Consider the following 22,322-nt stretch of genomic DNA (forward strand, 5'->3'; position numbering starts at 1 on the left):
GAAATACCCCATGTTTAAGAGCCCCCTACGTTTGAGTATCGCGCTTGCTTGCTGCGCTCTAGGAACCTTATCAGGTTGCGAGCCGGAAATAATTAAAATTGAAGATACTCAGCCATTAGAAAAGCTCATCGTGATTGAACACAATCTCGGAGCAACTACTATTTCTCATCGCCCTCAACGAGTGGCAGCATTAGATATGAACGAAGTGGACTTTTTAGATCAGCTAAATGTTCCAATCTCAGGAATGGTGAAAGACTTTGTTCCTCACTTTCTAGCGAAATACAAAGACACACCTGAGATAGCGGATCTTGGTGCGATAGTTCAGCCTAATATGGAAAAGATCTATGCCCTAAAACCAGATCTCGTATTGATGACTCCGCTACATGCTAATCAGTATGAAGAACTCTCTCAACTCGCTCCGACTTTACATTTTGACATCAACTACCGTAATAGTCGTGACCATCACGTCGATACCATTAAGAAACACCTTGTAGAGCTTGGTGAGATCTTTGAAAAGCAGGAGCTAGCCCAACAGAAAGTTGCCGAAATCGATGCAAAAGTCGCAGAAGTGCGCGCTGTTACGAAAGAGCGTTCTGAAAAAGCTTTGGTTGTCATGCATAACAATGGTGCTTTCAGCTCATTTGGCGTTGAGTCTCGTTATGGCTTCGTTTTCGATGTTCTGGGGGTAAAACCAGCGAGTGAAAAAGTGGAGACAGGTTTGCATGGTCAGCCAATTTCTAGCGAGTTCATTAGCCAAGCTGATCCAGACATTCTTTACATCATTGATCGAACAGCAGTAATGGAAGGAAAGCCTGTCATTGATGCGGAACACTTAGCAAACCCACTACTCCGTCAAACCAAAGCATGGAAAAACGACAACGTCGTTTTTGTTGATGCCGATGCTTGGTACATCACTTCAGCAAGCATCACATCTCTGAAAATCATAATTAAAGACATCCTAAAAGGTTACCAAAGCTAAATCTAATAACAATGAGTTGGATCTTAAGTAATTCAACACTCAATCGACGTCAGAACGGATGTGAGCTAGCCCAAACAAAGAAAAGGAATCTATAATGACTCATGACTATCATCAGATAGCGATGGACTCTTCACAGAAAAACAAACCAAGCCCATGTCATATCGCCCTCTTTATTTCACTTCAATTTAGTACTTTTGTCGTACCAATTAGTATCGCTCAAGCTGAAGAAGTCGTAGATGAATCAATGACAGTTTATGGTGAAGCAAACAGAGTTTATGCCGCTGGCAAAGTTTCTCACGCGAGTAATATAGGAATGCTTGGCGACAAAAACTTCATGGAAACGCCTTTCAATACGATTGGATACACAGAAAAACACATTCAAGACCAACAAGCACGCGATATCTCAGATGTAATCTCAGCTTCTGATCCCTCTGTTTTCACCAGCGGTGAAACCGGCTTAAACAAAGAAAGTTTCAAAATAAGAGGTTTCAACTCAGACATTAGCGACGTTATGTTTAATGGATTGTATGGTATCGCTCCTTATTACCGAACCTCTCCTGAAATGTATCAACGTATTGATGTACTTAAAGGTCCTGCTTCTTTGCTCAACGGTATGCCACCGAATGGATCTGTTGGTGGCACCATCAACTTAGTGACAAAAAGAGCACAAGAAACACCAATCACATCTTTCACCAGCAGCTACTTATCGGACACTCAATTCGGAGGACATATCGATATTGGACGTCGCTTTGGTACAAATGAAGAATTTGGTATTCGTTTCAACGGTGCATTTAAAGATGGAGACACCGCGATAAACAACCAAAGCAACAAAACTCAACTTGCATCATTAAGCCTTGATTGGCGTAATGACATTGCTTTCCTTGAAGCAGATTTTTACTACAGTACAGAGCGAGTTGAAGGTGCAAACCGTGGGTTAAGCATCGCTTCTGGTCTCAAAATCCCATCACCTCCTCCATCTGACACATTATTGACGCCAAGTTGGGCCTACAATGATAGCGAAGATAAAGGGATGATGATTCGCGGGGAGCTAAGCGTTAGTGACTCTGTAACTGTATACAGCGCATTGGGTGGTAGCCGTACAGATTTTCATTCAAATGTACCGCAACGAATCAAAATCATCGATAACGAGGGTAACCTAGAGGTATCTCTCGGATCAGTTAAGCTTGAGAACAAACGGACTTCAGGTGAGATAGGTGTTCGTAGCAACTTTGACACTGGCCCAGTAGAACACCACCTTGTACTGAATAGTACTTACTTTAGAGAAGATAAAAATGATTCTCCAACAGGTAATAATAATCCAGCCCCTTGGAACTCGAATATTTATGATCCTGTTTGGGGACCAGAAAATTCAGTTTACGACAACTACTATGGTTTACCTATCGATTCAACTCAGGTCAGCTATGGCATTGCCGATACGTTATCTTTTGTTGATGGGAAATACCAAATCACGCTCGGCTTGCGTTACCAGAGCATTGATTATGAATCTGGAATAATAATGAACGGAATGTCGCTTCCTACCACCAAGTTTAAGGAAAGTACTTACACTCCCGCACTTGCAGCATTATACAAAGTTTCGAGCTCAGTTTCGCTTTATGGTAACTACACCGAAGGCTTAACGAATGGGAAAACAGCAGGCTCTAGCGCTGCAAACGCAGGAGAGGCTTTTGAACCCCAAAAAACCAAACAGACTGAAGCAGGCGTGAAGCTTGACCTGGACGGCTTTGCTCATACGTTCAGTTTATTTGAGATTAAAAAGCCAAATGGGTACCAAGATCCGGATACCAACATTTTTTCTTTCGGTGGTGAACAGCGCAATCGCGGTATTGAATGGGGGTTCTACGGCACACTATCAAAGGACTATACACTCATCGGTGGTATCGCCTATACAGATGCAGAGATTACAAAAGCAACAGATGTGACAGAGGAGGGGAAACAAGCAACTAAGCTACCCGATTTACAAGCTAAACTCGCATTAGAATGGAACCTCCCTGCGATGCGTGATCTCACGCTTATCGGCCAAGCGAACTATATGTCTGAACAATACATTGATGCACAAAACACTCAGGCATTACCTGCACAGACTATTCTTGATCTTGGCGCACGCTACAACTCAAAAATTGCTGAAACAAGCGTGGTTTGGCGCCTTAGCGTAAACAATGTACTGGATGAAGATTACTGGACAACCACCCACTATGCGGACCTAGCTCTTGGCGCACCACGTACAGTGATGCTGTCAGCTACTGCGGATTTCTAATCCCTCAACCTCCCCTTTAGCCTGCCTTCTAAGGGGGACTTACTCCCATTTGGCTATTCATGAAAATTCACAACAAATCAAAGGAAGTACTCATCTTCAACATTCAAGCAGACAAAGAGCTCGCAACACCTACGGCCAAAGTTAATTCAAAACATAATCCATCAACGTCCACTTCCATAGGCTTTATATGAAAAACGATAAGAGCTCAATATGCTCTACCACGTTCTCCTTATTTTCGCTTGATAGGCTAGATAAGGTGACAATATGATAAGTAAAATCAGCCAACATTACGTTACGCCTAGCTTAATGCCAGCCTTAAAGCCATCGATTAAGAAGCTTGCTTTGGGAACGTTTTGTGAAGCACTTGCCGCTGTGGCAAAAGTTGGTGCACTGCTATGCTTGATAAACCTTATCGATAAATTTGCAAACCAATGGATTTACGGTGCCATAGGACTTTGGGCGGCTAGCGCACTTGCCTCATCAGTGGGCTCGTGGTTAGTTCATGATGCCGAGTCGCAGTTTTCCACTCGATTACGTCGCCAAGTTGCTCAGCACTTGACGCGCTTGCCAAGCAAGACCATCTCTCAATATGGTGATAATCAACTGCGTCGCATAGTTTCCGAAGACATCAGCACGCTTCACCACATGGTTGCGCATTTGCCTTCAGAACTCGTGACATTCATTGTCGTACCCGCAACTTCTATTTTTATCATGTTGAATCTCACAGGTCCGGTAGCGATGCTTACTCTGCTCCCTGGTCTAATTGCATCATTGTACTACCTACTCTTTTTACCTAGGTTCGCCGCTAAACATGGCAAAGAGCGCATGACAATAATGGGTGATATCGTTACCGCAGTAAACGACTACACAAGAGGTATCCGAGTAAATCGAATTTACGGCACGCAAGCAGGAGCACTCGACAGCTATAATGATGCCACAAGACGCTTTACTCACGGCATAGTGAAATGGGTTGGTAGCGTTGCCCTTCCAGCAGCAATTGCTACCGCATTACTTCAAGCGGTTTCGACTTTCGCAATGGCCTATACCATTGGCTATGAATTAAGTCCCGTGGCAATGGCGTCGCTATTCTTTTTTGGTTTGGCCGTCGTATCACCCGCACTGAAGCTTGGCCATGGATTGGACTACGTTAACGCAGGAAAGAATGCTGCAAAGAACATCAGCGACTTTTTACAGCAACCACAAATAGAAAGTGGCAGTTTGAGCGCGGGAGAAAAACCGCTATCACTACAAGCATCAAATATCGTAGTGGCTAATGGAACTGTTAATATTATTGATAACTTCTCCCACTACTTCCCACGGGGTTCATTTACAGCCATCATGGGGCCTAGCGGAGCAGGCAAAAGTACGTTACTACGTCTATTAGCAGGTCAAGAAACACCTCTTTCAGGCTTCGTTACCTTAGGAGGCAATCAACTGTCTAAACTCTCTGAGATATCCCGATACTCCGCCATACGCTATGTACCCCAAGATATCGGTGTACTCAAAACTACCATTAGGCAGAATTTGAAACTATCAACGCCAAGTTCAAGTGACGACGAGCTGAACCAAGCTTTGCAACAAGCTCAATTAAAGATTGACCTCAATTCTGATGCAAGCGTGCTTTCAGGAGGCGAGCAACAACGTGTCGCAATAGCTAACACATTTCTAACTCAAGCCAACGTTCTATTACTGGATGAACCAACCAGTGCTCTCGATAAAAATACGGCCTTCACTGTGATCAGAAATCTCGCGAAGTTTGCGAAAACACAAGACAAGATATTGATCATAATTACTCACGACTCAGAACTCGCGAAACTTGCAGACACTACATTGATGCTCAACAGAAAGGCTCAACGACAGGATGAAGAAGTATGACGGCTCACAATACCCTCTATTCCAATTCGACAATTCCACAAAGTGCAAAGCACCGTCTATATCGAGTCGCTATAGGTTGGGGACTAGTTGCATTATTTGAGGCAACGGCTTACACATTTCTTGCAATATCTATTGTCGAACAAGCTTCACCATTGAACGTCATAATAGCTGCTGTTCTAACTGTGATAGTTACCGTTATTGTAACTCGTTCTGGATTTCTCTCTGGTGCGAAACTGGCTGGGGATCTTTATTCATCAGTAGGTCATTCGCTCAGTAAAGCAAAGTTAGCTTGGTTTAATGATCAGCATAGAACTCAGCTCACTCAACTAGCAGAACGAGGAATACCTGGCTTTATGGCCATTCCTGCTCATCAGCTACAAACATTTTTGCACGCTCCAATGTTACCCATATTTTTAATTATCGGTATTGGGGTCGTTGGAGGAGGTGAAATTGCACTACTCAGTGCCGTATTGTTACTAGTTGCACTGCTCGTTCAGTACAAGGCGCAAAGATACCTAAGTCGCTCAGATAGCGACCGACATGACGCAGAGCTTCAAGCGACTAAATCAACACTTGAGCTCATAGATCACCTTGAGTTACTTCGCTCAACAGCGGGGCCTGAGCGCTCAATCGAGCGTATTGAACAGAGTTGGCACGCACAAGAAGAAGCTCATTCAACTATTAATCGTAACGCTTCTATCGCAACCTTAGTATCAGGATTGGCAACGATTTTACCCCTTGCAGGTATCGCCATCTATCTCGTCTTAGAGCCGATTACTCAACCCTTATTAGCCTTGGCTTTATTGATATTGATTACCCGTGCAGCTGCACCTTTGGGTGAACTCGCGTTGGCAGGCTTTGCGATTAACGACGTAAAATCCTCAATTAAAAATTACGCTCAGTTAACGAATGTCCCTGTTCTGCCTGAGCCTAATCCTCAATTTGCAACCTCCCCCAAAAACCATAAGTTCGAACTGAACCTTGTGGGCCATTTAGATCTCTTTGAAGATGCTAGCACGGAGATCAAACAAGGTGATACCGTCGTCATCAATGGAGTCAGTGGCAGTGGGAAAAGCACTTTACTGGGCCTGTTTCTAAGGTTTGATGATCCTGACCAAGGTCTTATTTCGCTCGGAGGGATAGATCTAAAGAATATCCCTTATGACGTGCTCACCCAGCATATAGCCTATGTTGCTCAGGAACCGGTCATTTTTACTGGCACATTGGCGGATAACATTCGGTTAGGTAATCCCAATGCAAGTGATTATGAAGTTGAGAGCTTTGCAAGACACGCACAATTGGACAAACTTATTGACTCATCTCCTAAAGGAATACATCAAACAGTAGGACAAAGAGGCTCAGGGTTGTCAGGAGGTGAAAGACAGAGAGTTGCAATTGCGCGAGCTCTCATTAAAAAGGCGCCAATCCTCATTTTCGACGAAGCGACGGCAGCATTAGACGAAGCAACCGAAAAAAGTATTGCTCAACATATTCAAACATTGAACTCGACCGTGATTATTGTGACGCATCGCGATCAGAATATATGGTCACCCACATTGGAACTCACGATTGAGGGTAGAAGAGTTATAGTTGCACAGTACAACTCTACTTCCTTGAAAAGTAGGGACAAATTGGCGGCTGAAGAAACTAATAACAATCAATACTTAAATCTAAGCGGTGTCAATTGAGTTTTTTGTCACTTTAGCACATTGTATCATCTAAAGAATCTTACAGGCATGTTGTAAAGCAATGATAATAAAGCGAATTCTCAAGGTTATAATTCTGACTCAATCTGACACAAGATAGACGTAGGTCTTTCCAATACCATCAGCTTTTCGAGTCGGTCATCATACAGCGCATTGTCAATTTTTTTAAAATAGACTCTACACTTTTACAACAATCGATTCTTGTATTGCTCCGGTGTCATGCCGGAGTATTTCTTGAACATCGCGATAAAAGGGCTAGCTTGGTTATAACCTAACGTCAGAGCGACTTCTTTTACGGTCTGCCCTTTACGCAGCAACTCCATAGAATGTAAATATCGCACACGTAAGCGCCACTCAGTAAAGCTCATTCCTAACTCACTCTGGCAATGTCTCGCTAACGTGCGTTCTGTGGTATGCACTTTTGCCGCCCACTCCGCCAAACTGATCTCATCCGTCGGCGATTCTTCTACTGCTTTTAAAATCGGTTCAAGATACTTATTGTCGGTAGTCGGTAAAAAGTGATGTTCGACTTCTTGCTTTGCAAGCTGGTCCAATAACACTTGTACCAAGCGCTTGTCTTCATCAGTTTGCGCCACGTTAATGTCTCGCTGACGAAAGTCCTCAATAATAGATGACACGATTGGAGTCACTTTGATCAAGCTCGTTTTAGTTGGAAAATGCGCCGTCAATTCAGGGGCAATATTCAAAGAACAATATTCGATTGGCTTACGGTTGTAGCTAGTGTGACGAATTCCGGCGGGAACCCAAATAGCAAGATGTGGAGGTGCTAGAAATCTTGTGTCTTCTGCATCCATCTCCAGAATCCCACCGCTGATCAGTTGCACTTGCCCCCAAGGGTGGCTATGAATTCGTGTTTCTGTATTAGAGAGAAACGCTTCGAAATTCATAAATACATCTGATGGCGCACGATCGATTGATAAGGAGGGGTGAAGATTTCTGGCGCTCTTTTTCAAAATTGTCTTCCTATCGCTTACGATGTCTTTTAAGAGATACTTTTTATTATAAAGACCTGCCAGACTAGCGCCATCAATAATTGTGCTATAGGGTTCTCATGATTTATTTACTTCCGTTTTTCACCGTTATGATTTGGGGTGGTAACTCAATTGTGAACAAGATGGCTGCGAGCGCCATTGAACCAAGTGCGATGAGTTTCTACCGTTGGTTTGTCGCAATGGTACTCCTAACGCCATTTTGCCTGCCTGCAATCATCAAACAACGACACATTATTCGACCTCACTTAGCTAAGTTGGCGTTTCTTGCGTTACTTGGTATGGTTCTCAACCAGTCACTTGGATACTATGCCGGTTTAACAACAACGGCCTCTAATATGGCCCTGATCACCTCTTTAGTTCCTTTGATCAGTGTGTTTTTAAGTGTCCCATTACTCGGTAAATCTATATCAATGTTAAGTATCGTCGGTGGTGTCATTTCGCTCGGCGGCTTGGCATTTATGCTTGGTCACGGTGATATCACTTACTTTTTACATCAAGACTTAACGCAAGGTGACAGCTTAATGCTCGTTGCTGCCATGGTATACGCGGCTTATTGTGTTCTGCTAAAACGCTGGAAAATGCCATTCAGTAGTCTGACTCTGGTTTACATGCAGGGCTTCTTTTCTGTTTTGATGCTCACACCACTTTGGCTCTCTAGTGAGCAACTGTTACCAAGCCAAGATGCGCTGCCGTTAATCGCTTATGCTGGTATTGCAGCTTCCATTTTCGCGCCGCTGATGTGGGTAAAAGCGATTGATTCAATTGGTGCTGATTCAAGTGCTATGTTCATGAACCTAATGCCTGTGGTTTCCGTCATACTTGCTTCAACACTAATTGGTGAGAAAATTTACGCTTACCACATTATTGGTGGGTTGTTAGTCATCTCTGGCGTTATCCTGTCGCAAGTAAAAGTAAGACAGAGAAAACCATTATCCAATTCTGAGATTGCCTCTACCGCCAATTAACATCTACACCCCAAGCCACAGAACTACGCTGTGGCTTGTCACTTCCAGCGTTCGAATAAAAGTTAAAATTTTGTTTCATTCGCTATTCCCGAAAATTCATCTTGCTGCTAAATTGGGAAAACAATAACCCATCAAGGAAAGACAGATGAGCAGTGGTCAAAGAGACATTACCCTTCGCTTTTTAGCAGAACCCAGCGACGTAAATTTTGGCGGAAAAGTGCACGGCGGCGCCGTAATGAAATGGATCGACTTGGCAGCGTACGCCTGCTCTGCAGCGTGGAGTGGTAAATATTGCATTACCGCATATGCTGGCGGCATTCGGTTTGTTGCGCCGATTCATGTCGGCAACTTAGTCGAAGTTAGCGCGAAAGTCATTTATACCGGACGAAGCTCAATGCACATTGCGATTGACGTGCAAGCCAGTGATCCAAAGCAAATGAAAAACAGACTCACCACTCACTGTATCGTTATCATGGTTGCTGTAGATGAAAACGGAAAACCAACCGATGTACCGAAATGGATTCCAGAGTCAGATGAAGACAAAGCCTTAGAGCAATCCGCTATCCGTCTTATGAACATGCGTAAAGAGATTGGGGAAGAAATGGAAGCACACGTTAAATATCTCAAGTAACTGGCATCCGTTAAGAACGCTATTAAGTACCTCAACGTTACCTAGACCCAGAGTGTGGAGCTACATCATGGTTTTGCCATTTGTTTCACGCTCGCCCTTCTCTGTCATAAATCCTTCACCTAGCTTTGCTTAAATCCATCCATTATTTTAGAGTTGGATAGAGTTTGGATCTTGAGACTAAAAGAAACGACCTTAAGTGAAGAGACGTTGACCAATTTAAAAGCGGTCGAGTACCAGTGGGTGAGAACCATGTACGTCGAGGGGTATAACGAAACAGAAATTAATCATTACATTCAAACTTGCTTTGGCGGCGACGTTACCTTTGCTAATCTATTTCGTCGCGTCGCACTGCAGCAAGAAAGTTTGTACACGCTGCTTCAATACGTTGGATGCGCACCTTCCAGCCGAGAGTTTTAATCTCTTCCTTCCCTACCTCAATTTAGCTTTTTACTAAGCTCTAGTTATTTATGTGAAGTGCTACGCAGGGCATTATTCAAGCCCTGTGTAATCCATTGCAAAGCCGCTAATCTCTATCTACTTATTGCAAAATTGCCTTTAACAGGCATAAAAAAACCTGAGTCTAAACTCAGGTTATGGTTACAAAAACTGTTAGTGATTGAATCGTAAGGAACTAAGCTAACAGCCAGCTATGCGTAACGCCAATAAAAGCCAAGATATTACTGATCGGCGGCCAAACCAAAATTGTAATATCCGTGCTAAGTATAAGGGCGACCATGTGGTCGCCCTTTTCTAGTTATTCTTATCAATCTCAGACCACAAGAGATTATCCTTTTACACCACCAGCGGTTAGACCACCAACCAACCAGCGCTGCGCAAGTAAGAATACGGCAGTGATTGGCACTGCTGAAAGTACAGCAGCTGCGGCAAAGTCACCCCACAAGTAGTTTTGTGGATATAGGTATTGCTGCATACCCACTGCAAGTGTGTACGAGTCTACATCAGAAAGCAGTAGTGACGCTACAGGAACTTCACCAATTACCATGATGAACGACAATATGAAGACTACCGCTAGGATTGGCACAGACAGTGGCAGCAATACCAAACGGAATGCTTGCCATGGTGTAGCACCATCAAGAGCCGCCGCTTCTTCTAGAGACGAGTCAATACTTTCGAAGTAGCCTTTAATGGTCCAAACGTGCAGTGCGATACCACCTAAGTAAGCGAAGATCAGACCGCCATGCGTGTTCAGACCAAGGAAAGGAATGTACTGACCCAGTTTGTCGAACAACGCGTACAGAGCAACCAATGCCAACACCGCAGGGAACATCTGGAAGATCATCATCGCTTTAAGAATGGTGTTCTTACCTTTGAACTTCATACGAGCAAACGCGTAAGCCGATGTGGTTGATAGCGCCACGATTAGGATTGCAGAAATACCACCCACTTTTACCGAGTTCCACAGCCATGTCATTACTGGGAATGGTGGCGGTGTAACTGTACCGTCTGGATTAGTCACCGAGAAACCTAATGCCAATTTCCAGTGATCAAGTGTTGGGTTGTCTGGGATCAGGCTACCTGTTGCAAAGTTACCTTCACGGAATGAAATCGCGATGATCATCAGTAAAGGGAAAATAATCAGTGCCAAGAATGCCCACATTGCAATATGAGTAGCCCAAACACGATACTTTAATGACTTACCTTGTACCATTGCCATTGTAATTTCTCCTTAGTCCTGAGCTACTTTAGTTACGCGTAGGTTGATAAGTGCCAATGCGCCAACCAATAGGAAGATAAGCGTTGCTACCGCACTTGCTAGACCGAAGTCTTGACCACCAGCACCTTCGAATGCGATTCGGTAGGTGTAACTTACTAGCAGGTCGGTGTAACCCGCAGGCTCTGATGTACCAATCATGTTTGGACCACCGCCAGTCAACAACTGGATAAGTACGAAGTTGTTGAAGTTAAATGCAAAACTCGCGATCAACAATGGTGTTAATGGCTTCAACATCATTGGTAGTGTGATACGTGTAAAGTTCGTGACAAAGTTCGCACCATCAATTGCTGATGCTTCATATAAATCGTCTGGAATCGCTTTTAGTAAGCCCATACACAAAATCATCATGTAAGGGAAACCAAGCCAAGTGTTCACAATTAAGATCATGGTTTTCGCCATGAACGGATCAGAGAACCAAGCCGGGCTAATGCCGAACAAGCCTTCCAACAACATGTTGATCTCACCAAAGCTTTGGTTAAACAAACCTTTAAAGATCAAGATAGAAATAAACGCCGGAACTGCATAAGGCAGGATTAGCAACAAACGGTAAACTGAGCGACCTTTAAGTGCTTCCCACTGAACCACACTGGCAAGGACAAGACCAATAACAAGCGTAAACAATACGGTTAGCGCAGAGAAAACAATGGTCCAGATAAAGATACTGATAAACGGCTCTTTGATACCATCATCTTTCCAAACACGCTCAAAGTTGTGGGTACCAATGTTCACCACGAAACCTGGTGACACTGTGCTACCAACAAATTGACCGTTTTCATCGACAGGCTGGTAGTAACCTACTTCCATATTTGGACGTAGCGTTTCTTCAGTCCGGTTGTTGTAAAGCGTTTCACCATCTTCTTGTAATGTGTACAAAGGTACAACTGCAGCAAATTTGCGCAGCCCACTCATGCGGATATCATCACCACTTGGCAAATGTAAATCGACACTGCTCAACGCACTGCGGTTCTTAACAATCGCCTTGATTGATTCTTTTTCACCCGTTACTTCTTCAATTGGTGAAAGATCAAACTCCGATGCTGAAAGGTTATCAAGCTGAAAAGTCGGGCTTGCAAGTAGCTCACCATCTTTTTCAACCACAAGTTGATGGCCTTGCTCCGTTTTATACAAAGTGAACGGGTAGCTATCACCACTTTGGTAAGTTCGGTCCAAAAGTACGTTCTGAGCGCGATCAAAAGAGAGTTGGTTCTTCGCGCTATAGTTGGTAAACGCCAAACCTATGGTGTACGCCAAAGGAAAAAGAATGAAAAGGATCATCCCTGCTATACCAGGGTAGATGTAACGGTGTGCGTACGTCTTTTTGCTACCAAAGATGAACAACGCTAAAGCGGTAAGAATGAGCGTAAGTAGTGCAAACGCAATCTCACCGCGAGAATACATAAGGATTGTTGCGTAGCCATTGATGATGCCGACTGTGCCTAAAAGTGACCATTTCATGAACACTTTTTTGCTGCTCGGAAGGCTGGCTTCTGGTGCTGTCATAGCATTTGTACCTTGAACTGACTGCATAGGGAACCTGCTAGCGAATATAGAATAAATATAGAAAAGTAAGGAGGAGTTGCCTCCTCCTTAAAAAGGTCTTACTTAATTATTTAGTCATTTGTTTTTCTGCATCTGCAAGAGCTGCATCGACAGTTTGACGACCGTCAACTACGTTGATGATTGCGTTCTTAGCCGCACCCCAGAATGCGTTCATTTGAGGGATATTTGGCATGATTTCGCCGTTCATCGCATTGTCCATTGTTGCTGCGATACGAGTATCTGAATCAAGCTCACGTTGGAACGAGTTAAGTGCTACCGCACCTAGAGGCTTATCGTTGTTAACCATACGTAGGCCATCGTTTGTTAGTAGGTAGTTCTCAATGAACTCAACTGCTAGGTCTTTGTTTGGAGACGCAGTGCTGATACCAGCCGTTAGAACACCAACGAATGGCTTAGAAGATTGACCTTGGAACTTAGGTAGCGTAGTCACGCCGTAGTTAACGCCAGACTTCTCAATGTTGCCCCAAGACCATGGACCGTTAATCGTCATCGCTGTTTTGCCTTGGTTGAACGCAGACTCAGACACGGAGTAATCCATATCCGCAGAGATTACGCCTTTATCAACTAAGCCTTTTACGAAGCTCATTGCGTCTTTAACGCCTTCTTTCGCGATACCAGCGTCTTTAACATCGTAACCTTCAGAAGTGTATTTGAACGCGTAGCCGCCATCAGCCGCCATTAATGGCCAAGTGAAGTACGGTTCTTTTAGGTTCCACATGATTGCAGACTTGCCGTCTTTTTTAAGTTTTGCATCTAATGCTGCAACCTCTTCCCAAGACTTTGGTGGGTTTGGAACTAGGTCTTTGTTGTAGATTAGAGATAGAGACTCAACCGCAACTGGATAGCCGATCAATTTGCCGTCGTAACGTACTGCATCCCAAGCGAAATCAACGATACCTTCTTGAATATTCTTAGAAGGTTTAATTTCTGCTAGCAGGCCAGCTTCTGCGTAACCACCGAAACGGTCGTGAGCCCAGAATACGATATCAGGACCGTCGCCAGTCGCTGCAGTTTGAGGGAATTTGTCTTGAAGGCCATCTGGGTGAGCCACAGTCACTTTAATGCCTGTGTCTTCTTCAAATTTCTTACCAACTTCAGCAAGGCCGTTGTAGCCTTTATCACCGTTGATCCAGATAGTAAGTTGTCCTTCTTCGATGGCAGCATTAGCACCAAAAGAACCCAAAGCAACAAGAGTACCTAGTGCTACAGCGCTTAACTTTTTCATGTTCGTATCCTTTTTATATTTTTGATGTAGGGCTAGTCCATTGAGGTTCAGCCGTATTTCGACATATATCATCTGAAATAATCCAATATGTCTCATCCTCCTAATCCCTACGCCCTTACAATTATGACGTATTTTCGTGATCTAAATCGCCAAGGGTAAGAGACTCAAATCACAAAATGGATAGTTCCTGTGATCGGTTTCAACTTTAGGTGGTGCAATAATGTGATTTCCGACCAACTGCTTTCTTCCTCCTCCTTTTTTACTCCTCCCTTTCTACTCCCCCTACAATTATTTCTATTAGGAGGATGTCGCACTACGCACAATCTTAGAAACTGCAGTCATCCAAGAGTGGATGGTAAGAACCCTTTCCCAGCAGTGCCTACGTATTAGGAAAAAGATTTGCTGGTTTTGCATTGCCAGACGAGTGGAATGTCATTATTAGTGTTGTTTGTGGTAATTATTTCACGGGGGAGACAATACGAATAATGTGGGGGAGAGAAACTCGTACTTGGCTATGATGGGTAGCACTTCTATTCAGGACATTTTATTGAAGTGCTACCCTACTTTTCTTACCAACCCCAAGAACTTACCGATTCCTACTGTTACTGCTCGCTAGATAATTCATATAATGATGAGCGGTGAATAATAAAAAATTGATCGAGGACGAGCTACATGGCGAGTGTCACGTTAAAAAATGTTTGTAAAGCGTATGGCGACGTACTGATTTCTAAGAACGTAGACCTAACAATCAACGAAGGTGAATTTGTTGTTTTCGTAGGTCCATCAGGTTGTGGTAAATCTACCCTTTTACGTTGTATTGCCGGTCTTGAAGACATTACTTCAGGTGATTTGTATATTGGTGACCAGCGCATGAATGACGTCGAACCATCCAAACGTGGTGTTGGTATGGTATTCCAGTCTTACGCTCTTTACCCGCACCTTAACTTATATGACAACATGTCATTTGGCTTGAAACTAGCAAAAGCAGACAAAGCAGAAATCGACAAGCGTGTTGAACAAGCAGCAGAAATCCTACAACTAGGCCACTTGCTTGAGCGCCAACCAAAAGCACTTTCTGGTGGACAGCGTCAACGTGTGGCGATTGGCCGAACATTGGTATCGCAGCCAAATGTATTCCTTCTAGACGAGCCACTATCAAACTTGGATGCGGCACTGCGTGTAAACATGCGTGCACAAATCACGAAACTTCAGCGCCAACTTGGTTGTACCATGATCTACGTAACGCACGATCAGGTAGAAGCGATGACAATGGCAGATAAAATCGTTGTACTAGACGGCGGTTATGTATCGCAAGTTGGTAAGCCGCTTGAGCTTTACCATTACCCACAAAACCGCTTTGTAGCTGGCTTTATCGGTTCTCCGAAAATGAACTTCATGAGCGTATTCATTGATGAAGTAGAAGCAGAGCGCGTCAAAGTTCAACTATCTAACGGCGTATCTTTCTGGATTCCGGTGGATGGTACAACAGTTAACCGCGGCGACCGAATGTCTTTAGGCATTCGCCCTGAGCACCTATTATCCGCTTCTGAAGCTGATGCAAGTATTCACGGTGAAGTGATGATTGTTGAGAAGCTAGGTAACGAAACTCAAGTATACCTAAACCTAGAAGGTGCGGACGCCGACGTTATTTTCCGTCAGCCTGACACGCTTGCAGTCGACACTGGCGATAAAATCGAGATCGGTATTCCAGCTCATCGTTGTCACCTATTCCACAGTGATGGTCGCGCATGCCGCCGCCTATACAAAGAAAACGGCGTACAAGTCGAATAATTCATTCGTCCTTACTCAAAAAATCCCTCTCAAGTGAGAGGGATTTTTTTATCTTAATAAATATCAGCAATTCGATACTAAATCATTAATCGTGAACGAATCAAATCACCCGTTTCTTCTACCCTCACATAAACCATTGTCTTTGTACTGATACTTCATTTTTAATACTTTTCCTCATTCCTCATAAGTAAGTACCAGCTTTTTCCTAACCCGCCAAACTTAGCCAAAGGGCTAAATATCATTCTTATTTCCACTTACCTCAACAACGCAAATTTTTACACTTATCAACGAAATTACACGTGACAAAAAACTCAGCAGCATTCCACAGAATGCTCTGTGCACTAACTACTAATAACGTTCACGACACGGCAATTGGGGAAGACACCCAAGGGCGGTAGCGTGTCAGAAGGGAAACTGAGTCATGAAACAAAAAGGACTTATCCGCTCTCATGAGATGGAGTTCGCTTTTTTATATCGCATCTCAGATCTTGCTGTCATCGTCTCTTTTATGCTGCTTTTAGTGTTCAAAGACATGAATACTGCGATGGGGAAAGATTACGTCATATTGGCTTTCGTTGGAGGCATCTCCTTTCTATTTATGGCAGAAAGCGGCAATCTGTATCGCTCTTGGCGAACCAGTTCGTTTAAAGAGCAGATGTTTATTGTCTGTGTTGCTTGGGCGGTGACTTCTGCACTTATCTTTATTGTGCTGTATTTTTCTGAAGTCCATACCTTATTTGATAACACAATTTTAGCGCTGTGGTTTGCGATTACGCCCGCTCTGCTTTTAGCATGGCGAGTAACATTCCGTACCGGATTAGCCTATTTGAGAAAAAAAGGATTCAACACTCGCACTGCGATCATCATCGGCCAAACTCCTCACGGCATTACCCTAGCTAACGAAATTCAAAACCACACAGAACACGGCGTGCTTTTTGATGGCTTTTACGACGAACGATCTTCCGACAGATTGCCAAATTCTGATTATCCTATTAAAGGAGCTGTTGACCACGCCCTTGAGCGAGCTAAAAAAGGGGAAGTAGATTACGTCTATATCGCGATGCCAATGCACGCAAAAGAGCGCATTGCGTCACTTCTTAACCAATTCTCAGATACCACCGCAAATACGTATCTGATTCCCGACTTCTTCACTTATAACCTTTTACATTCTCGTTGGGCGCAGATCGGCCAAGTTCAAACACTAAGTGTCTTTGATACACCTTTTGCTGGAATTTCTTCTTGGGTAAAACGGTTTGAAGACATCTTGTTTTCGAGCATTATTTTGGTCTTAATCGCCCCTATTCTATTCGTCATTGCGATTGGCATTAAGGCAACTTCTAAAGGCCCTGTCATCTTTAAACAACATCGTTACGGTCTTGATGGACGCAAGATTGAAGTCTGGAAGTTCCGTTCAATGACAACCATGGATCAAGGTTCCAACGTGAAACAGGCGACAAAGAACGATCCTCGTATTACGCCTTTTGGCGGATTTCTACGTCGCACCTCTTTGGACGAACTACCTCAATTTATCAATGTACTGCAAGGGACCATGTCTATTGTCGGCCCACGCCCTCATGCCGTGGCACACAATGAAGAATACCGTCAGATCGTGGATCGCTACATGCTACGTCACAAAGTAAAACCAGGCATTACTGGCTGGGCACAGATTAATGGTTATCGCGGCGAAACCGACACCTTAGAAAAAATGGAAAAGAGAGTCGAGTTTGATTTGGATTACATCCACCATTGGTCGGTTTGGATGGACATCAAAATCATCTTTATGACCGTTTTCAAAGGCTTCACTGGTGCTAACGCTTACTAAGGTTGAGATTATGAAGAAACTGACAATGACAATAGCATTGAGTCTGTCTTCTACTGACTTGCTCGCAGAACCGATGGCTTACCAAACCGAGTCTGGTATAGAGTTGATTCCCCTCGTAAAAACTTTCTACGAGGGAGATGACAACATCAATAAAGCGGAAAAATCCGGCAATGTAGAATCGGTCAATATTTGGGGTATAGAACCAAGCTTACTAGCACGTATAGAACGGAATCGCTATCGCGCAGATATTTTATATAAGTTAAAAGCTGGCTTTTCATCTGACGATCGCAACGACTTCGACGACCACACTTTTCAGTTTTCCAACTTTTTCGAATTTAATCATCGTCATCGTTTAGTGGTTGATTACCGTTTTCGCGCCCAGCATGAAGTTCGAGGAGAAGATATTACCGAAGGTAATGGTAGCGCAATCGACTCACCAATAGAGTTCAACCGTAACGATGTAAAAACCAATTATGTCTTTGGATCTAACGGTGCCAAAGGCAGACTCGAATTCGGTTTAGGCTATAGTGATAAAACCTATCAAAACTATCGTGACGGCTTGCCTGGGCGCCCAAACGCTAAAACTAAATACAACGATTTTCGAGCTCCCAATGCACATTTGGAGTTCTATTTAAGAGCGACGCCAAGAACCTATTGGTTAGTCGGAACAAACCAAATCGTAACCGAGTATCAGCACCGAAATTCTGCGCAGCCATCGAAAGATAACAACACCAGTTTCTATTACACCGGTGCCGAATGGGAAGTCACAGGAAAAACCAAAGGCATCGCTCGACTCGGTTATCAAATCAAAGATTTTGACAGCGCTCAACGAGAGACATTTAAAGGCTTTAGTTGGGATATCGGCTTTGAATGGTTGCCTCAAGAACAAACTCTAGTCAGCGTGAAAACCACTCAAGCGGCGGTTAACCCCGATCAAGATGGCGATTACAACCTACAAACTCGTTACCGACTGAACCTGAAGCACGATTGGAATAGTTACCTTGCAACTCGCTTAGGTGCTGTTTATCAACAAGATGATTACACGGGAATCTCCAGAAACGACGATCGGTACACTCTATCTTTTGGTATCGATTATCAGATCAAACGTTGGATACAGCTGCAAGCCGATTGGCAATACCAAGATAAAAACTCTAGCCGATCGGATTATAGCTTCGAACAAAATATTTGGACTTTAAGCGCACAGTTTTCTCTGTAAAAAGGATTATTAATGAAGGCATTCATCAAATTCATGAGTGTAGCGTTGTTGCTATTTAGCACTTTGGTCAACGCTGACTCAAACGAGGAAGATTACTTACTCGATACTGGCGATACCATTTCCGTGCAGGTCTATGGTGAAGAAGATCTTACGATTAAAAATATTCTAATAACGTCAGATGGCTACTTTGATTACCCCTACCTTGGCCGAATTAAAGCAATCAAAAAAACACCAAAACAACTCAAGTACGAAATAGAAACGGGCTTAAAAGGCGATTATCTCATCAATCCAAAAGTGATGGTCACCATCAATAATTTTCGTCTGTTTTACGTTAATGGCGAAGTCAGGAAGCCTGGTGGATTTGAGTACCGTCCAGGATTAACCATAGAGAAGGCCATCGCTCTAGCAGGCGGCTTGACCGACAGAGCCTCACGCAAAGGCATTAACCTCACCAAGCATAAAACGGGTCAAACGATGGAAGGGGTCAGTATGCACCGCAACGTTGAACCTGGTGACATTGTATTTATTGACCAGAGCTTCTTTTAAGTGACAGGGAATCAAATGAACGGGACTCATCCAAATAATCTCCAGATGAACAAAGTAGAACTGATTCGTTTTGGCCATCACTTCAAAGCGATTAAAAAGAATTGGCTAAGCATCGCAGCATTCACGCTTCTGTTCTCATTAACTTGTACTTGGTATATCTACTCCAAAGCATCGATATACCAAGCTACAGCTACGCTACTCATCCAAGAGGAGCAAAAAAGCGCCCTTTCAATCGAGGAAGTATATGGCGTCGACACGACAAAAAAAGAGTACTTTCAAACGCAAATCGCCATTTTAAAATCGAATCATATTGCAGATAAGGTCATTAGAGAGCTGAACCTCACCCAATTACCTGAATTCACAAGCTCAGGGGGGTTAAATAAAAAAATCGACCAAATAAAGTCGATTCCTTTTGTTCAAGACCTACTGAATGTGGCACCAAGCCCAAAAGAAACCGCCCAGTTTTCAGAGTCCTATTATCAGGCACTTCAAGCTTTCAGAAGTAAACTCGATATTGAGCCAGTACGTAACACCCAATTAGTCAGAATTCGCTTTCGTTCTACCGATCCTAAGCTTGCGACGACAATCGCCAACGCGGTCGGCCAAGCCTACATTGACGCAAATTTTGAAGCCAAATTGGTCGTTACACAAAATGCGGCTACTTGGTTGACAAATAACTCTCAAAAATTGGAGGAGCGATTACGTAACTCGGAGCAAGCGCTGCAAGAATTCTTGTTAAAAGAAGGGTTGATCGATATAAACGGTATTGATGAAATTTACGCAAATGAGCTAGAAGAACTCACTCGCAAGCTGAATATCGCTGTTAATAAGCGTATTGAAGCGCAGACGTTAATCCAACTGTTACGACGTAAATCTTCGCAAAGTTTAGACAGCTTGTTGTCAATTGATGAATTCGCTAATCAAGCGCAAATCCGCGATCTAAAATTGTCGGAAGCACAGGCAGCCAAAAATCTCTCTGAACTGGCACAGCGCTACGGACCTAAACATGATCGAATGATTCAGGCGAAAGCACAGCTTGCTGAAATTCAATCAAGAACCCAGCAACTCATCCGTGGCATTTCCTTCAGTAAGCAACAAGACCTTCTTGCTGCAAAAGCGCAAGAGGACATGCTTCGAGCAGAGCTCGATAACAAAAAGTCAGACTTCCAATCGTTAGGGTCACAAAAAGCGCGTTACGAACAGTTAAAACGCGAGGTTGAATCTAATAAGGCACTCTATGAAGCGTTCTTAAATCGTGAGAAAGAGACCAACGCCACCAGCGACTACAAGAATGTCACTGCTCGCTTTACTGATAAAGCCATCATTCCTCTATTCCCGGTGGCACCACAACGAATCAAACTGGTACTGATTGCCACCCTTTTTGGCTTTGCCATTGCTTGCGCTCTAGTCATCATCTTAGAAACGATGCGAGAAGTTATCCGAAGCACAGCCGACGTGCAGGAAAAACTTGGTGTTACGTGTTTAGGTGTGATTCCTATGGTCAAAAAACGCAATTTGCGTAAAAACGGCGTCAGTTATACCGCGTATTTAGATGATGAAGAAAAGCTATTTAGTGAAGCTTGCCGCTCAGTCAGAACCTCGCTTCTGCTCAGATTAACCAACACGAAGCAAAAGATATTGCCCTTTACCTCTGCTATTCCAGAAGAAGGAAAAACATCAACCAGTATCAATATGGCGGTGTCGTTTTCAAAAATGGAAAAGGTATTGATCATCGACTGCGATTTACGTCGACCTTCCATCGCAAAGCGATTCGGTATTGCTGAATCAAGCCCTGGCTTAACGCATATCCTGACGATGGATACGCCAATCAAAGATTGTGTTACACATATAAAAGAAGCCAACTTAGATGTATTACCGGCCGGCCTAATTCCGCCAAACCCACAGGAATTATTGGCTTCTGATCGCTTTAAAAAGTTGCTCGAACATTTTCAAAATAAGTATGACCGGATCATTATCGATACACCGCCCCTACTGTCAGTGAGTGACGCACTTATTCTTGGTCAGTATGCCAATGGTCTGATCACCGTCATTCGCTCAGAATCAACAAAATCATCACTGGTTAACCTTGCGTTATCTAAACAAATACAACACTCAGTTCCATCTCTTGGCGTCTTAATCACACAAGCCAAGGCCAAGGAAGGAGAGACGCTCTATGTCCAGAAATACGCCTACTAACGTAAACCTATCTTGGTACCAAACGTTGAAAAGCCAAGAACAGCCGGTATTGATCTATCAAATGGGCAAAGTAGGTTCGAGTGCATTAGAGCATTCCATTCCTGACTCGATTCACTTGCACGACCTTATGACCGTCGATGCGCAAAAACAAATATCCCCCGTTAGAGCGCAATTGCATAAGCCTCAGATCAATGCGTTAAAGCGACGACTAAAGCGTATAACGATGAGCCACATGTTAAAGCGCAAGAAAAAAGTTCGAATCATCTCGCTGGTGCGTGAACCGATCGGACGAAATGTCTCAATGTTCTTTCAAGCACTTCCTTTTTGGATGGCGGACAAATATCTAAAGGATGACAGCGCAATACGTACCGAACGACCGCAATTACTCCAAGAAGCATTTGATAAGCACATGAATCATCAATATGCGCTGCAGTGGTTTGACAACGAGATCAAACAACTAACAGGGATTGACGTGTTTAACGAGTCTTTTAATCACGAAGTAGGCTATCAAACATACCATAACAATAACTTCTCACTGTTGGTCATTCGAAGTGACAAGCTAACGAAGGCTAACTCCGCAGTTGAAGACTTTTTAGGTTACCCCGTAGATGTTGTTTATGAAAATCAATCAGACAACAAATGGTACTCGCCACTAATGAAAGAATTCAAAACGCAATTTCAACCTACACCCGAGTACGTTGAAGAAATGCTGAATTCTAAATTGACGAAGCACTTTTTCTCAAATGCAGAAATCACCGACCTTAAACAGCAATATCTGACCAATTAA

17 protein-coding genes are annotated in these 22,322 nt (G+C 43.5%); 13 read left to right on the forward strand and 4 right to left on the reverse strand.

Annotation, left to right across the window (positions count from 1 at the left end):
* Window positions 1-10: 10 nt before the first annotated feature.
* From R7127_RS20060 to R7127_RS20075, 4 genes are all read left to right on the forward strand, one after another.
* The gene (locus tag R7127_RS20060) at window positions 11-979 is read left to right on the forward strand and encodes a siderophore ABC transporter substrate-binding protein (protein WP_033906770.1); all 969 of its coding nucleotides are present in this window, start codon (window positions 11-13) and stop codon (window positions 977-979) included.
* 94 nt (window positions 980-1,073) lie between these two features.
* Entirely contained in the window at window positions 1,074-3,254 is a 2,181-nt protein-coding gene (locus R7127_RS20065; protein WP_064376755.1) for a TonB-dependent receptor, read from the forward strand.
* Window positions 3,255-3,518: 264 nt separating this feature from the next.
* Window positions 3,519-5,129 carry an ATP-binding cassette domain-containing protein gene (locus R7127_RS20070; RefSeq protein ID WP_005375287.1) on the forward strand — a complete coding sequence of 537 codons (1,611 nt, stop codon included), beginning with the start codon at window positions 3,519-3,521 and terminating at the stop codon, window positions 5,127-5,129.
* On the forward strand, window positions 5,126-6,817 hold the full coding sequence (locus tag R7127_RS20075) for an ABC transporter ATP-binding protein (protein WP_017821247.1): 1,692 nt from the start codon (window positions 5,126-5,128) through the stop codon (window positions 6,815-6,817). The genes R7127_RS20070 and R7127_RS20075 overlap by 4 nt, the downstream gene beginning before the upstream one ends.
* A 203-nt stretch (window positions 6,818-7,020) precedes the next feature.
* Here the strand turns inward: R7127_RS20075 and R7127_RS20080 are convergent, their stop codons facing one another.
* Window positions 7,021-7,809, reverse strand: a complete 789-nt coding sequence (locus R7127_RS20080; RefSeq protein WP_005385013.1) for an AraC family transcriptional regulator — start codon at window positions 7,807-7,809, stop codon at window positions 7,021-7,023.
* Window positions 7,810-7,907: 98 nt separating this feature from the next.
* Between R7127_RS20080 and R7127_RS20085 the strand changes: the two genes are divergently transcribed.
* From R7127_RS20085 to R7127_RS20095, 3 genes are all read left to right on the forward strand, one after another.
* A complete protein-coding gene (locus R7127_RS20085; protein ID WP_172563905.1) occupies window positions 7,908-8,813 on the forward strand; it encodes a DMT family transporter in 906 nt (301 codons plus the stop codon).
* A gap of 145 nt (window positions 8,814-8,958) precedes the next feature.
* Window positions 8,959-9,444, forward strand: a complete 486-nt coding sequence (locus tag R7127_RS20090; protein ID WP_005375279.1) for an acyl-CoA thioesterase — start codon at window positions 8,959-8,961, stop codon at window positions 9,442-9,444.
* Between the two features lie 171 nt (window positions 9,445-9,615).
* Window positions 9,616-9,861 carry a hypothetical protein gene (locus R7127_RS20095; RefSeq protein WP_005375277.1) on the forward strand — a complete coding sequence of 82 codons (246 nt, stop codon included), beginning with the start codon at window positions 9,616-9,618 and terminating at the stop codon, window positions 9,859-9,861.
* A 367-nt stretch (window positions 9,862-10,228) separates the two neighbouring features.
* Here the strand turns inward: R7127_RS20095 and malG are convergent, their stop codons facing one another.
* The 3 genes from malG to malE all read right to left on the reverse strand — a co-directional run bounded on the left by malG (window position 10,229) and on the right by malE (window position 13,964).
* A complete protein-coding gene (gene malG / locus R7127_RS20100) occupies window positions 10,229-11,119 on the reverse strand; it encodes a maltose ABC transporter permease MalG (RefSeq protein ID WP_005375275.1) in 891 nt (296 codons plus the stop codon).
* A 12-nt stretch (window positions 11,120-11,131) separates the two neighbouring features.
* Entirely contained in the window at window positions 11,132-12,706 is a 1,575-nt protein-coding gene (gene malF, locus R7127_RS20105) for a maltose ABC transporter permease MalF (protein ID WP_005375273.1), read from the reverse strand.
* Between the two features lie 79 nt (window positions 12,707-12,785).
* Window positions 12,786-13,964, reverse strand: coding sequence for a maltose/maltodextrin ABC transporter substrate-binding protein MalE (gene malE, locus R7127_RS20110; protein ID WP_005375272.1), 1,179 nt, complete (start codon window positions 13,962-13,964; stop codon window positions 12,786-12,788).
* 672 nt (window positions 13,965-14,636) lie between these two features.
* Between malE and malK the strand changes: the two genes are divergently transcribed.
* The 6 genes from malK to R7127_RS20140 all read left to right on the forward strand — a co-directional run bounded on the left by malK (window position 14,637) and on the right by R7127_RS20140 (window position 22,322).
* A complete protein-coding gene (gene malK, locus R7127_RS20115; protein ID WP_172563906.1) occupies window positions 14,637-15,755 on the forward strand; it encodes a maltose/maltodextrin ABC transporter ATP-binding protein MalK in 1,119 nt (372 codons plus the stop codon).
* A gap of 421 nt (window positions 15,756-16,176) precedes the next feature.
* Window positions 16,177-17,577: an undecaprenyl-phosphate glucose phosphotransferase gene (locus R7127_RS20120; RefSeq protein ID WP_033906767.1), complete on the forward strand. Its 1,401-nt coding sequence runs from the start codon at window positions 16,177-16,179 to the stop codon at window positions 17,575-17,577.
* 10 nt (window positions 17,578-17,587) lie between these two features.
* Complete coding sequence (locus tag R7127_RS20125; protein WP_172563907.1) at window positions 17,588-18,793, forward strand: outer membrane beta-barrel protein; 1,206 nt, start codon at window positions 17,588-17,590, stop codon at window positions 18,791-18,793.
* 12 nt (window positions 18,794-18,805) lie between these two features.
* Window positions 18,806-19,339, forward strand: a complete 534-nt coding sequence (locus R7127_RS20130; RefSeq protein ID WP_005375265.1) for a polysaccharide biosynthesis/export family protein — start codon at window positions 18,806-18,808, stop codon at window positions 19,337-19,339.
* 15 nt (window positions 19,340-19,354) lie between these two features.
* Window positions 19,355-21,535, forward strand: a complete 2,181-nt coding sequence (locus R7127_RS20135; protein WP_318142048.1) for a polysaccharide biosynthesis tyrosine autokinase — start codon at window positions 19,355-19,357, stop codon at window positions 21,533-21,535.
* Window positions 21,513-22,322 carry a putative capsular polysaccharide synthesis family protein gene (locus tag R7127_RS20140; RefSeq protein ID WP_005385848.1) on the forward strand — a complete coding sequence of 270 codons (810 nt, stop codon included), beginning with the start codon at window positions 21,513-21,515 and terminating at the stop codon, window positions 22,320-22,322. Before R7127_RS20135 ends, R7127_RS20140 begins: the two co-directional genes overlap by 23 nt.

Origin of the sequence: Vibrio sp. 1159 (assembly GCF_033340395.1) — a bacterium.
In the GTDB taxonomy this organism is placed as follows: domain Bacteria; phylum Pseudomonadota; class Gammaproteobacteria; order Enterobacterales; family Vibrionaceae; genus Vibrio; species Vibrio alginolyticus.

Excerpts from the sequence above, each read along its gene's own strand:
- R7127_RS20060 (WP_033906770.1), top strand. The coding sequence starts at position 11 with ATGTTTAAGAGCCCCCTACGTTTGAGTATCGCGCTTGCTTGCTGCGCT.
- R7127_RS20130 (WP_005375265.1), top strand. The coding sequence starts at position 18,806 with ATGAAGGCATTCATCAAATTCATGAGTGTAGCGTTGTTGCTATTTAGC.
- malK (WP_172563906.1), top strand. The coding sequence starts at position 14,637 with ATGGCGAGTGTCACGTTAAAAAATGTTTGTAAAGCGTATGGCGACGTA.
- R7127_RS20090 (WP_005375279.1), top strand. The coding sequence starts at position 8,959 with ATGAGCAGTGGTCAAAGAGACATTACCCTTCGCTTTTTAGCAGAACCC.
- R7127_RS20070 (WP_005375287.1), top strand. The coding sequence starts at position 3,519 with ATGATAAGTAAAATCAGCCAACATTACGTTACGCCTAGCTTAATGCCA.
- malF (WP_005375273.1), bottom strand. The coding sequence starts at position 12,706 with ATGCAGTCAGTTCAAGGTACAAATGCTATGACAGCACCAGAAGCCAGC.
- R7127_RS20135 (WP_318142048.1), top strand. The coding sequence starts at position 19,355 with ATGAACGGGACTCATCCAAATAATCTCCAGATGAACAAAGTAGAACTG.
- R7127_RS20125 (WP_172563907.1), top strand. The coding sequence starts at position 17,588 with ATGAAGAAACTGACAATGACAATAGCATTGAGTCTGTCTTCTACTGAC.
- R7127_RS20075 (WP_017821247.1), top strand. The coding sequence starts at position 5,126 with ATGACGGCTCACAATACCCTCTATTCCAATTCGACAATTCCACAAAGT.
- R7127_RS20065 (WP_064376755.1), top strand. The coding sequence starts at position 1,074 with ATGACTCATGACTATCATCAGATAGCGATGGACTCTTCACAGAAAAAC.
- R7127_RS20120 (WP_033906767.1), top strand. The coding sequence starts at position 16,177 with ATGAAACAAAAAGGACTTATCCGCTCTCATGAGATGGAGTTCGCTTTT.
- malG (WP_005375275.1), bottom strand. The coding sequence starts at position 11,119 with ATGGCAATGGTACAAGGTAAGTCATTAAAGTATCGTGTTTGGGCTACT.
- R7127_RS20085 (WP_172563905.1), top strand. The coding sequence starts at position 7,908 with ATGATTTATTTACTTCCGTTTTTCACCGTTATGATTTGGGGTGGTAAC.
- malE (WP_005375272.1), bottom strand. The coding sequence starts at position 13,964 with ATGAAAAAGTTAAGCGCTGTAGCACTAGGTACTCTTGTTGCTTTGGGT.
- R7127_RS20140 (WP_005385848.1), top strand. The coding sequence starts at position 21,513 with ATGTCCAGAAATACGCCTACTAACGTAAACCTATCTTGGTACCAAACG.